10 protein-coding genes and 2 pseudogenes are annotated in these 12,472 nt (G+C 62.0%); 7 read left to right on the top strand and 5 right to left on the bottom strand.

From position 1 onward, the window contains the following. Nucleotides 1–17 precede the first annotated feature (17 nt). The 3 genes from HV711_RS18915 to HV711_RS18905 all read left to right on the top strand — a co-directional run bounded on the left by HV711_RS18915 (nucleotide 18) and on the right by HV711_RS18905 (nucleotide 3,840). Nucleotides 18–1,010, top strand: coding sequence for an amidohydrolase family protein (locus HV711_RS18915; RefSeq protein WP_035485881.1), 993 nt, complete (start codon nucleotides 18–20; stop codon nucleotides 1,008–1,010). Between the two features lie 124 nt (nucleotides 1,011–1,134). After that, entirely contained in the window at nucleotides 1,135–2,529 is a 1,395-nt protein-coding gene (locus tag HV711_RS18910; RefSeq protein ID WP_035485878.1) for an MFS transporter, read from the top strand. Nucleotides 2,530–2,616: 87 nt separating this feature from the next. After that, nucleotides 2,617–3,840, top strand: coding sequence for a porin (locus tag HV711_RS18905; protein WP_035485874.1), 1,224 nt, complete (start codon nucleotides 2,617–2,619; stop codon nucleotides 3,838–3,840). A gap of 117 nt (nucleotides 3,841–3,957) precedes the next feature. Here the strand turns inward: HV711_RS18905 and HV711_RS18900 are convergent, their stop codons facing one another. Next, nucleotides 3,958–5,610 (bottom strand): D-alanyl-D-alanine carboxypeptidase/D-alanyl-D-alanine-endopeptidase, encoded by a 1,653-nt coding sequence (locus HV711_RS18900; RefSeq protein WP_035485871.1) that lies wholly within the window; start codon nucleotides 5,608–5,610, stop codon nucleotides 3,958–3,960. 465 nt (nucleotides 5,611–6,075) lie between these two features. Between HV711_RS18900 and HV711_RS18895 the strand changes: the two are divergent. After that, a pseudogene (locus HV711_RS18895) lies at nucleotides 6,076–6,247 on the top strand (transposase domain-containing protein); the annotation flags it as partial. Nucleotides 6,248–6,318: 71 nt separating this feature from the next. On the opposite strand, the gene HV711_RS18890 reads toward HV711_RS18895, so the two are convergent. Further along, the gene (locus HV711_RS18890) at nucleotides 6,319–6,948 is read right to left on the bottom strand and encodes an MBL fold metallo-hydrolase (protein WP_175145193.1); all 630 of its coding nucleotides are present in this window, start codon (nucleotides 6,946–6,948) and stop codon (nucleotides 6,319–6,321) included. 3 nt (nucleotides 6,949–6,951) lie between these two features. Continuing rightward, a complete protein-coding gene (locus tag HV711_RS18885) occupies nucleotides 6,952–7,950 on the bottom strand; it encodes a zinc-binding dehydrogenase (protein ID WP_051224833.1) in 999 nt (332 codons plus the stop codon). A gap of 184 nt (nucleotides 7,951–8,134) precedes the next feature. Here HV711_RS18885 and HV711_RS18880 point away from each other — a divergent pair, with 184 nt between their 5' ends. Further along, complete coding sequence (locus tag HV711_RS18880; protein WP_035485861.1) at nucleotides 8,135–9,022, top strand: AraC family transcriptional regulator; 888 nt, start codon at nucleotides 8,135–8,137, stop codon at nucleotides 9,020–9,022. Between the two features lie 373 nt (nucleotides 9,023–9,395). On the opposite strand, the gene HV711_RS18875 is transcribed toward HV711_RS18880, so the two are convergent. Together HV711_RS18875 and HV711_RS18870 are read right to left on the bottom strand one after the other, a co-directional pair. Continuing rightward, on the bottom strand, nucleotides 9,396–10,259 hold the full coding sequence (locus HV711_RS18875) for a class I SAM-dependent methyltransferase (RefSeq protein ID WP_035485858.1): 864 nt from the start codon (nucleotides 10,257–10,259) through the stop codon (nucleotides 9,396–9,398). A 96-nt stretch (nucleotides 10,260–10,355) separates the two neighbouring features. Next, the gene (locus HV711_RS18870; protein ID WP_035485855.1) at nucleotides 10,356–11,249 is read right to left on the bottom strand and encodes an NAD(P)/FAD-dependent oxidoreductase; all 894 of its coding nucleotides are present in this window, start codon (nucleotides 11,247–11,249) and stop codon (nucleotides 10,356–10,358) included. A 257-nt stretch (nucleotides 11,250–11,506) separates the two neighbouring features. Between HV711_RS18870 and HV711_RS18865 the strand changes: the two genes are divergently transcribed. After that, nucleotides 11,507–12,139 (top strand): TetR/AcrR family transcriptional regulator, encoded by a 633-nt coding sequence (locus HV711_RS18865; RefSeq protein WP_035485850.1) that lies wholly within the window; start codon nucleotides 11,507–11,509, stop codon nucleotides 12,137–12,139. Then, nucleotides 12,138–12,247 (top strand): annotated as a pseudogene (locus HV711_RS18860) (IS5/IS1182 family transposase); the annotation flags it as partial. The gene HV711_RS18865 and the pseudogene HV711_RS18860, both read left to right, overlap by 2 nt. Nucleotides 12,248–12,472: the final 225 nt, after the last annotated feature.

Here is a 12,472-nt window from a genome sequence, read left to right as displayed (position 1 = left end):
GTCGAAGGAGACATCGCATGGCTTTCAAAGCAAGCCGGAAAATCGCGCTCGAAGAGCACTTTGCCATTGACGCGACGGTGCAGGATTCCGCAGGCTTCGTGCCGCCGTCGTATTGGGTGGAGTTGAAACGGCGCCTACTCGACATTCATGATCGTCGCATCGACGAAATGGACCGCAATGGTGTCGAACTGATGGTGCTGTCGCTCAATGCGCCGACCGTGCAGGCCGTGCCCAATATCAAGGACGCCTACGATCTGTCGCGCCGCGCCAATGACTTTCTTGCGGAGCAGATTGTGAAGCGGCCGGATCGTTTCAAAGGTTTTGCCGCGTTGCCGATGCAGTCTCCGGTCCTTGCCGCGCGCGAACTGGAGCGCTGCGTCAAGGAGTTGAATTTCGTCGGCGCGCTGGTCAATGGTTTTTCGCAGGTCGAGGAGTCCGCCACGGCGCTCTACTACGACTTGCCTCAGTACCGGCAGTTCTGGTCGGTGGTGCAGGCGCTCGACGTTCCGTTCTATCTGCATCCGCGCAATCCGTTGCCCGCGCATGCGCCGATTTACGAAGGACACCCGTGGCTGCTTGGTCCCACGTGGGCTTTCGGCCAGGAAACGGCAGTGCATGCATTGCGGCTGATGGGTTCCGGTCTTTTCGACGATTACCCGGAACTGAAGATCATTCTCGGGCACATGGGAGAAGGGCTGCCCTATAGCATGTGGCGCATCGACAACCGCAACGCATGGGTCGAGACCCAGCCGAACTATCCGGCGAAGAAGCGCATTGCCGAGTACTTTCACAAGAACTTCTGGCTTACCACGTCGGGTAATTTCCGGACGCAGACCTTGATCGATGCGATGCTCGAAATAGGCTCGGACCGCATTCTCTTCTCCACCGACTGGCCATTTGAAAACGTCGATCATGCGGCGCAATGGTTCGACGACGCGGCGATTAGCGAAAACGATCGCATCAAGATCGCCAGAACCAATGCAGCGCGCCTGTTCAAGCTGGAGCCGTGACGGTCGTTCATACGCACAGCAGAGCATGAAGGAATAAAGCAATAGAGCAATAAAACGACGGGCGCGCGCGGCAATGTCGAGCCGCGATGCGCCGGGTTCGACAATACAAAATGGAGTGAGACACATGCGCAACGATTCTATCGATGTGAATGCAGAGCTGGCCGATGCACCTGTCGGCGGCATGCACATCAAGCTCGGCATTCTGCTCGCGTTGATGACGTTATTCGACGGCTACGACACGTTCAATCCCGCTTACGTCATCCACTATGTGCGCGGGCCGTGGCAACTGTCGCTGCAGCAGGCAGGGCTGCTCGTGTCGAGCGGCCTCGTCGGTTTTCTCTTTGGCGCAGCGATTCATGGTGCGATCGCGGACCGCTTCGGCCGCCGTATCACGCTCATCGGCGGACTCTGGATCACAACGATCTTCTCGCTGCTGACAGCACTCGCGGCAGACTCGTTCGCCAGCTTCTGCGCGTTGCGCGTTCTCACGGGCCTGGGTCTCGGCGTGCTATTGCCGCTTTCCACGACCTACATCAACGAGCTTGCGCCGCGGCGCATCGAGAACACCTTCGCGCTATGGGGCGTGGCTCTCGGCTGGGCCGCGGGCGGCGCGGCGGCTGGACTCGTCGGCGTGTTTGTCACGCCGCACACGGGCTGGCAGGGGCTATACTGGATCGGCTCGCTCTCCGTTCTGCTGATTCCGTTCGTGCACCTCTACCTGCCGGAGTCGCCGAAGTTCGCGCTACTGCGAGGCCGTGAGACCGAGGTCAGAGATATTCTCGCCAGGCTGCGGCCGCAGCGGGCTCATCTTTATCGAACGCTTTCGATCAGAAAGCCCACCACCTCCGAAAAGGCACCTGTTCTCGCCCTGCTCGCCGCACCGTATCGCCGGCTTTCCATCGCCATCTGGCTGACGAGTTTTCTGAGCCTCTTTTGCATCTTCGGCCTTTCGGGCTGGATTCCGACATTGATGCAGGCACGCGGCGAAAGCTTCGGCGCGAGCTTCGCGTTTGGCGCGCTGATGCAGGTCATGTCCTTTGTCGGCGGCCTCGTGTGCGGACGCCTCGTCGATCGAACCGGCCGTCCGCGATTCTGGCTTTGCGCGTGGTGGGCAACGGGCGCGGTCGCCGTGCTGACGCTCATGTTCCTCCAGTCGCATTGGGTGAACCTGGTCTGCAGCGCGATGGCGGGCTTCTGCATTATCGGCGGTCAGTTCGTTCTCAACAATTTCACGGCGACTTCATATGAAACGCGGATGCGCGCGACCGCGGTGGGCATGGAACTCGCCGTCGGACGGCTCGGCGCGATTCTCGGCCCTTTCATCGGCGGGGCGTTGCAACAGATCTTTGGCAGCTCGCAGGCGACCCTGCTCGCCATTGTGATCGCGGCGGCGGGAGCGGCGGTGACGGTCCGATTCGCGACCAGATCGGCAGATTGCGGCTGTGATAGCCGCAGTGAAGCGGTGGAGGCGACTACCGCCATGACATCCGCAAGCAAGCTCAAGCAGGAACTCGGCTAGCGGCGCGGCCGCTTTCGAGCCGGCAACGCGATAGAAGCAGCAACAACGAATAGTAGAACTAATAGTAAAACTAATGGAGACTTCGCAATGAAAAAGACGGTGTGCAGTGGTGCAATTCTCATGACCGCTTTGTCGGCCCATGCGCAAAGCAGTGTGACGCTTTATGGCATTGTGGATGTGGGCCTGAGTTATCAGAATAGCGCTCAAGCCGGAAAGCAGGGTGGTCAGATCAACGGAAAAAGCCTCGTTGCGATGACCGACGCACACGCCACCGGCTTATCCGGCAGCCGTTGGGGCCTGCGTGGCACCGAAGATCTCGGCAATCAGCTTAAGGCGATCTTCGTGCTCGAGAACGGTTTCATGGTTAATAGCGGCACGCTCGCGCAGGGCGGCGCGCAATTCGGCCGCCAGGCATACGTGGGCCTCTCGTCGCCGAACGCCGGCACGGTGACCGCGGGCCGTCAATACGATCCCGTGGTGGAGTCGATCCAGCAGTTTTCCGCGCCTTTCTGGGCCGGCTATATGTCATCCCATATCGGCGATATCGACAATCTCGCGAACACGAACCGCATCAACAATTCGGTCAAATATACGACGCCGAGCTTCGGCGGCCTGAAGGCGGGGGCACTCTACAGTTTCGGCGGAGTCGCCGGCAGCCAGTCGCGCAACCAGATCTGGTCGCTCGGCGTCAGTTACAACGGCGGCGCGTTTTCCGCCGGCGCAGGTTACCTGAATGCGCGCAATCCCAACGTTTCGTTCTACGGCAATACGCCCAACAAGGGCCTTGCGACGGCGAACAACATTGGGTCGGCCGGCTCTGCAACGGCGCCGGAGGCGCTGCCCGCTTACGCTGGTTACGCGTCGGCCAATACGCTCGAGATCATCGGCGTCGGCGCTTCCTATGTGCTGAGCCAGACGACAGTGAGCGCGATTGTCACCAACACGCGGTTCGAAGGCCTCGGGTCGAGCTCCGGGCCGAATACTTTGGGCTATAGCGGCAACGCGGTGTTCACGAGCGCGGAAGTGGGCGTGCGGACCTTTGTTACACCGGCACTGCTTGCGGGTGTTGCGTTCGACTATACGACGCGCAATTCGGTGAAGGGCGACGGCGGCGCCAAGTACATGCAATTGAACTTCGCCGTAGACTACAGTCTCTCCAAGCGCACCGATGTCTATGCACTAGCAGCGTTGCAGCGGGCTACGGGCCGCGATTCGCTCGGGCAGTCTTCCGTTGCTGCAATCAGCGGATTTGCGCCGTCGGCAACCGACAAGCAGCTCGGCGTGCGCGTGGGCCTGCGTCACAAGTTCTGAACAGCGAGGAAAGGGAGAATACGTTGCGCAACGTCGACGAAAACACGATTGTATAGACCGTGTTGGCGAGGCATGCCGAAAGGGCGAATCGTCGTCTCAACTCGCGCACGGTCCCGATCACAGCATCTTCCAGAGCATCGCCGCTATCGTGCCCTCATCCTGGAACACCTTGAGGACGTCGGGGATGCCGGTGATCGGCACATTGTTGACCGTGACGAAGAACGCAATGCGGCGGCCGCTCTTCGCATCGATATAACCGGCGAGCGCCTGGCCCTTCAGAATCGGCGTTCCCGGCGTGGCCGGGTTCTCGGTGACGTACGTTCCTGTTTTCGCGTGAACCTGTCCTTTCGCACCCGCGAGCGTCGAGTCGGCTTCGAAGTCGGTGATGCTCGCGAGAGAGCCGTCCACGCCGAGTACGGGCAACGTATCGAAATAGGGGGCAAACGCTGGCTTCGTCCTCATTCCGCGCAGCATCGCAATGACGGCACGGGCATTGGCCGTCGTATCGCCACCGCCGCTGCCGTCGATGAAATGATATTGATCCGGCGAGATGTTGAACGTGGCGGACAATTCGCCCTGTTCCGCCGCGAGCGAATTCGCCATCGTGGTCGATCCATTGTGAGCGAGACCGAATTGCATCAAGGTCACGTCCGCGCCGATGTTGTAGCTGACCTTGTTGACGAATCGCAAGTCCTGCGCATAGGTCGCCGATGTCAGTTGCGCCACTTGCTGGATACTCGAATACGCGCCCTTGGCGGGCAACAGTTGCACGGGATTTGCCTCAACCGGCGCGGCCGTCACTGTCACGCCCGCACGCGCGAGGGCTTCAATAAACACGGTGCGCGCGTAATTGGAGGGCTGCGTCACGCGGAACGTGCGCACCAGTGGATAGGCATTCGTCAAAGGGGGCACGAGCCCCGCGGGAACGTTGCCGCTGACCGTGCCCACGCAATTGGGCGCGCCGATGCAGGTCGGCGATTCCGGGTTGAGATCGATCGCGAGCTTCGACGTTGCGCTGCCGGTTGTCAATGTGGATTGCACGGAGAACGCCGCCGACTTCGGGCGCCAGTCGAACGGAACCGCGGCACCTCCCGCGCTTTGCGCGAGCGTCACGTCGACCACGTCATCGTTGACGAAGATGGGGCGCACGTCGAACTGGTCGCGGAAATTGAATGGTTCGAACAGGCGGTCGTCGATCACGACATCGCCGTTGATTGTCGTGATGCCTGCGGCGGCGACTTGCGCCGCGAGCGAATTGTAGCCCGCAAGGGGGTCCGGCCTAGCCAGCACCGCGTTGCCCAGCGCGTTCGCTTCGTTGTGATCGAAGGCGGTGAACGCGGTGGTACCGTTCGGATTGGCACGGCCGCCCATCGTCAGATCGCCGCTCGCCACCAGAATGAGACTGCCGTTGAGCGTCCCGTTCGGTGCAACGCTGCCTTGGCGGTAGACGGGCGTGACGAAGCGATGATCGGCGCCCAGAGCGTTGAACGCGTTGCCGGTCGAGAAGAGCTTGCGCACCGAGCCGATGAGCATCTGCGTGTTTGAGTTCAGATCGTAGATCACACCGCCGGAGTCCAGATCGACCACTTGCATCGACCAGCTCGCATTCCTGTAAACCGGCTTTTGCATGATCTGCATGATGGATGTGGGCACGGTCGTATTCGAATTGACCGACCCACCGCACGATGCGAGCAGACAGACGCTGGTAATCACCGTCCAGCGCTTGCACTGTCGGACGATCATGGAGGCTGCCTCGATTGTCTCGCTCATCTCGCGTCTCCGCTTCGATTTCTTTTTTGCGAACTGAATGCCTGCAATCCTGGCGCGCGGCGCCGACGGTCAGCGGTAGCCGTGTGTGCCGACCGGCGCGGACAGTCTACTCACTATATAGTCCTTCAAGAGCGGAGCGTGCGTTCACTTGCAGCCGAAATGCTGGCTTTGGGCGCCGCTCGCAACTCGTCGATTGAACCTGCACGGAAGAATTCTCAGGCGGCTGGCTGTCGCCACAGCGGGGGCTCATTGACGAGCGAAGATCGGTGCATTTGCCGATATTGCTGCAACCGTGCGTTTCTTCTTCATCGGCATGTCCATGAGCAGTTACTCCCATGTTATGCCTCGCCCACGAAATTACGAATAGGCCCCCATCCGGCCGATCAGCGCTTTCTCTGGACTCGTCGGCAGAATGCTGGCCCGTTCCACAATGGACCGACCCGCACCGGCCTGTGAAGTGACGAGGCGGCGATGTACAGTCTCATTGGCTCAGCGCGGCTAAACGGCATCGATCCAGAAACGTACCTGCACTACGTCATCGAACGCATCACCGATCGTGCCGTCAACCGCATCGACGAACTGTTGGAACGTCGCGCCGCTGTTGCCAGCCTCCGCACGCATCAATCCCATTCGCTGACAGTTCGCATCGTTGTCGTCAACGAAATTCGCGACGGTGCTAATTACCATCAGATCAACGCAGCCGTATGACTATAGCCGTTCAATAGCACGGTCCACGATGGCGTGCCATTCATCCGCGGAGGTCATCGAGACGGGCGTTGGCCCCTGGCAGGCGCTGGCAATCACCACGTCGGGATCGAGTTCGCGCAGCAGGCCAAGGCTGGCTCTGAGACTGGATTCTCGCCCTCCCGAGAAGGGCCAGATCAGCGTTCCCCAAGACTGCGCCTTGGGGAAGAGCGAATCACCGGTGAAGAGATAGGTCTTGCCGTACGGCGAGCGGTACATGAAGCAGGTGCTGCCCGAGGTGTGCCCCGGTGTCGGAATGACCTCGATGTTGCCCAGGTGCGTCTCGCGCGCGTCGAAGGTCACGTCGATGGGGCAGTGCGACTTGACGGCCTTGGCCTCCAGCTTGTGGCAGCACAGGGCCGACCCGAACATCTGCTTGATCGTTGCCAGTGCCGGCCCGGCCTCGTCCCGGTGGGACAGGTACTGGCGGACGATCCCGCCCAGATCCTTGATCAGCTGCAGCTCCGCCAAGACACCGGTGCCGTAAAACAGGATGTTGCCTTCCCGCCGCGTCAGCAGATAGGCGTGCGAGGTGACGCCGTGGAACGGGTGTTCCGTCTGCGTCTGCCAGAGGTCAGGGAAGAGCTGCTGCATGGTTCAAGTTTCCGAAGTCAAGATCGTCGCCCCGCGTCGCGGCGTCGCGTGGACCGCAGCGAGCGCTTCGGTCGCTTGCGTGAAAGCGAACTCGCGGTATTCAGCAAAGTTCTGCGGCGCCCGGCGCGCCAGTTCGAACAGGTCGGCAATGTCGGACGCACGTTGCGCGGGCGTGCTCGCAAGCCAGCCATAGGCGTTCAGGCCCCTCAACGTCAGTTGCCGAACCGTCAGGGGGGTCGTGGAGATCGCCGAAGGGCGCGGGTCGAGGCCACCATAGGTCAGCAAGGTGCCACCATCGGCGAGCACGTTCAGGATCTGGGCGGTCATCTCGCCGCCGATCGGATCGATCGCTACGGCAGGGGCCTGCCCGCCTGCGGCGGTCACCTTGGCAGCCCATCCGTCGTGCTCCGAGCTGACGACGGCCACGCCGGGAACGCTGGGCGCCAGGATCGCTGCACCGGTGTCGCTGCGCACCAGCGCGATGGCCTTGGCACCGCGCATCTGCGCCAGCGCGATCACGTTGCGGCCGACGCCGGAGCCGGCGGCCGTGACCAGCAACGGCGCACCGCCGGAGGCAGCCAGTGCCGCACGCATGAGCACGATCGCGGTGATGCCATTGATGGCGATCTGGCACGCGGTCGTATCGCTGACATCATCCGGGACCGGAATGACGGCCATGGCGGGTGCGATCACGCGCTCCGACCACGTACCGTGCGCCGGGAAGAGCATCACGCGCTGACCCGGCTTGATGCCGGTGCCGGGATCGACGTCCGCGCCTACCTGTTCAACGACACCGACACCGTCGCCGCCGGGAACAGTTCCCTCGGCAGGGATCGGCGAGGGGATGTAACCGCGCACCATCAAGTCGTCGATCGGATGCACCATGCGCTTGGTGATGCGGACCGTGACTTCGTTGGGACCAGGTTGCGCCGGGGCGGCGATGTCTTCGAAGCCGAGCACTTCGGTCGGCTCGCCGTTTCGGCGGTACACATGAGCTTTCATCGGGATTCCTTTGCGGTATTCAGAACGGCGATCACGCCTGACACGACACCCGTCGTGCACGCAATGCAGTTTGGCCCGACGCGATCGGTCGCGGAAGGTGGATGCTCCCGGAAAATTGCCTAATCCTCCTGACCTCAGGCCAATCTTCTTGATGAAGGCAGAGCCTACTCTTACAGTTGGGCCCATGGACGACGACTTCGAGACAAATCGACGCCGCTTGGTGGCGCGAATCGCACGGTGGACTGGCGACGCCGAGCAGTACAGGCCGGCGATTGCAGGCCTGACCTTGCACCGACACACACACGCCGATTCGCCCTTCGACTGCCTGATGGAACCCGCCATCGCGGTGCCGGTTCAGGGCGTGAAGCAAACGTGGCTGGGCCCCGAGGTCTACGCCTACGACAGGCATCGCTTTTTGCTCACGTCGTTGGACCTGCCAGTGGCGATGCAGGTTGCGCAGGCTTCGCTCGACTTGCCGTTCCTGAGCGTGGTGTTGCGACTCGACTCGCGTGCGATCAGTAACATAGTCGTGGAGACCGGCCTGCAGCATCATCGGGAGCGGGCGGCAAACGGTCCCGGCATCGTGTTGGGGAGGACGACGGCAGGGCTACTGTCTGCTTTGGATCGACTGATCGGGCTGTTGGACGAGCCCGAGTTATTGCCAGAACTAGCCCCACTGCTACAGCGCGAGATCCTTTATCGCCTACTTCGCAGCGACGTTAAGAACCACGTGTGGCAGATGGCGTCCATTGCCGATCAGAACCAGAGCATCGCTCGGGCCATCGACTGGCTGAAAAACCATTTTCGTGAGCCCCTGCGCATCGGTGAGCTCGCCGCCCGGGTGGGCATGAGCGTGTCCCGCTTCCACCACCACTTCAAGCGCCTCACATCGATGAGTCCGCTGCAGTTCCAGAAGTGGCTGCGCCTGACCGAGGCTCGAAGGTTGATGTTGGTCAAGGGCCTGAACGCGTCGACAGTTGCCTACGAGGTGGGCTATGAAAGTCCCTCCCAATTCAACCGGGAATATGCGAGGCAATTCGGCACGCCACCGCGTCGCGATGTAACGAACTGATGCCGCACGCCGCGGTCTCCGTCGGCCAGTCGTGGCAGACAAAGCGTCCGTCACAATGAGGGCTGCGTCGCGCGCAGGCTCGGGCATGAACGACGCCTGGAGTGACTGGTGTTGAGTTCGGTCATGACGTTCATACGCGTGGAACGGAAGACTGAACTGGGCCGCCTGCGGGCATACGCGTCGGACCGTAAGCGGCCACAAACTGCCGGTCACATGCGCCGCCGGCAGGCCGCTCTGGCGTCGGCTCTGCTTCGCAACCGGCCATCTGATTGTCGCAAGGCGAGCGCTCTTCAGCGGCCAGAAGGGACATCAGTCTGAGCGGCCAACGACGCCCAGCTCTACCGAGAGGAGGCGTCTCCCCTCCTAATCCCTGTCAGCTTGCCGGATTTCGCGCCATGACGACCCACGCCGCGCCGTTGATCATCACCGACCCCTCGCTAGGGAGGCTCGCGAAGGCGGCACGAACTGCGGCGGAGGCACGGGCGCGGATGTCGTCGGGCTGACCAGCGAGCGCACGCGACAGCGGGCCGACCTCAAGCGTCATCCTCACTGCGTCGTCGATCGCGGCGTCCCGCGTTTCGCCCTCGCCAAACGGGACGGCCGCGTCGAAGGGCGAGATAACGATTTCGGTGAAACCAGCCGCCGTGAGGATGCGCTCCACGTGCTCCCGGTCGCCAAACGAGAACGGTCCGGGCGCTTCGGGATCGGGCAGCGCGCTCGGCGGGACGATGTCCTTGAGCGCGCCCACCGGCAGTCGCATCCAATCGTTCTCGGCCGCACCGCGCCAGCAGACGAAAGCGACCCGGCCGCCCGGCCGGAGCGCGCGTCGCATGTGGGCGAACGCTGCTGTCGGATCGGGGAAAAACATCACGCCGAAACGCGAGAACAGAATGTCGAACGCGCCTTCGGGCAGCTCTGCGCTGCTGGCGTCGGCCACCAGAAACCGGGCCGGCGTATCGTGGCGCGCAAGCGCGCGCGCTCGATCGATCAGCGGTTCGGATATGTCCACGCCCAGCACTTGGCCCACCGCGCCGACGCGAGCGGCCAGAGCCAGACTCGACGCACCCGCGCCGCAGCCGATGTCCAGCACGCGCTCACCTGTCGCGGGCGCGGCGGCCTCGATCGCGGCCTGGCCGAACACCGCCACCAGAGCGTTGAGCCGGGCCCGGTTGGCGACCCAGCGCTCCCCGCTTTGACCATTCCAGTCACCGACCTGATCGGCACTTTGCTCTGCCATGTCATCTCCTTGACTCGACGATCCGTCCATCACCGCGCCGATCTACGCCAACCTTTTCGGAGGCAAGGGCGCAACGGGAGAAGGCAATGTGTGCTGTCAAACAACCATCGACTGCTGGGCGAAGATACCCGCCATCGCGCCCTGCGATGAAGCCTGGGTGACCGAGGGCAAGAAGGGCGTGGCGAGGTCGCCCGCGGCATAGATGCCGGGCATGCTGGTTTGGCGGCGCTCGTCGACCTTGAGGACGATGCCCGTGGGGGTGTCGACCGTGGCGAGGCCCAGTGATTCATGCAGGCTTGCGGACGGCTTGTTGCGCGGATGGGCGAACAGGACGTCGACCGCGACATTGCGGCGGGTATCGAGATTGACGGTGGTGATATGGCCATTCTGGTGGGCGATCTCGACCATCCGGCCATCGATGAGAGATATGTTGCGGCGCGCCAGATCGGCCTGGATATCGGGCGCAATGTCATGGCCATCGGCGAAGACAGTCAACTTGTCGGTCCAATCGCGGAACAGCCTGGCAGACTGGTACGACTGCGGGCTGGACCAGACGAGGCCCCAATGCTGGCCGGCGACTTCAAATCCGTCGCAATAGGGGCAGGGCACGATGGACGTGCCCCAGCTTTCGGCAAAGCCCGGAACATCAGGCATCTGGTCGGCGACGCCATAGCTCAGGATCAAGCGGCGCGCCCTCAGTCTTTCGTGATCCTCAGTAACGACGCAGAAATCGTCGATGGCGCCAGACACGCTCTCTGCCCGGGCATTGACGAGGCTGATTGTTGGATAGCGCGACAACTGCTGCCGCGCCTCGACCAGGATGTCCAGCGGCGGCTTGTGATCGTGGCCGAGCAGGCCATGCGAGTGGCCGGCAAAGCGGTTGCGCGGCCGGCCGGTATCGAGAACGGTGACCTTGCGGCGGGCACGGCCAAGCTGCAGGGCAGCAGCGAGGCCAGCAAAGCTGCCGCCGATGATGATGACGTCATTCATGGTGATGGGCTCCGTGTTGCGGATGGAAGGTTGGCTGAGCGTGGTGTGCAACATCGTCCGGCGATACGCGTTTGAGACAGTCAGCGAGCACGGCTTCGACATTGGTAAGAAGCTGCCCATGGCTGTATTGACCAGCCCGACAATGCCGCTCGATATCGCCGGTCGGCCCGGGGGAAACCTACCCTTGGCTTGCACCTTTCGATACTTAATGGTATCGTAATTCAAGAATTTGAATACTGTCAAGTACTGGAATTGTCGTGACCGAAAATAGCCACGGCCGGCGCGGCCGGCCCGCCAACGAGGCGCTTCGCCAAACGATCGTCGACGCTGCCTGCGAACTCTTTGTGGAATTGGGTTTTCAAGCGACGACCATGGATAAGGTCGCCCAGCGCGCGAAGATATCCAAGCTCAGCATCTATCGGCACTTCGAGAACAAGGAGGCGCTGTTCAGCGCGGCCATGGTGGCCCGCTGCAATCAATTTGCACCGCAGGCCCTTTCTGAAGGCATCGACGGTTCGGCCGAAGATCAGCTCATGGCGGTCGGATCATCTCTGCTTCGCACGCTGTTGAGCCCGGACGTCCGCAGTGTCGAAGCCATGGTTTTGGCCGACAAGACGAATCAAAGGTCGTTAAGCAAGCTCCATTACGAAGCCGGGCCCGCCTATGTCATCGCCCAAATCGAGGCCGTGTTGCGTCAGTTGCACGCGAAAGCGATTCTGAACGTGCCCGATGCTCACCGGTCCGCCCGCTTGTTTGGCGCGCTCTTCAAAGGATGCGATCTGCTGCTTATCGCACGCTTCGATGAGGCGAGGGCAATTGACGACAACGAAATCGAGTCCTATTGCCGGTCGGCCGTCGCCATGTTCATCGCCGCGCACGGTGGCATCTAAAGTGCGCTATCGCGGCTTGATGAAGAACACGCAGAGTTGCATACGCTGTTCGCTCTAAGCAATCTGCGGATGACGCGCGAACGACTGATGCGCGAGGCTGCTGCATGAGCGCAAAAGCCGCCCGCGCGGGTAGCCAAGCCGCCTCACCAACTCACGGGTCTAAGCGTCCGTAGAGGCCGATGACTTGCCCCCCCAGGCGACGGCACGGAACGACCGTTCCACGAGATAAGGTCAAGTCTGGTGTATGGGCAGTTGATAGCGGGCGACGTCAAGCGGCGAGTTTCTGCTGACCCGGTTGATCGTCTTGCACCGGCTCGCCGTCCTGGAAGGCAA

Origin of the sequence: Paraburkholderia phenoliruptrix, from assembly GCF_902859825.1 — a bacterium.
Lineage (GTDB): Bacteria > Pseudomonadota > Gammaproteobacteria > Burkholderiales > Burkholderiaceae > Paraburkholderia > Paraburkholderia phenoliruptrix.
This window is presented reverse-complemented; position numbering and strand designations above follow the sequence as displayed.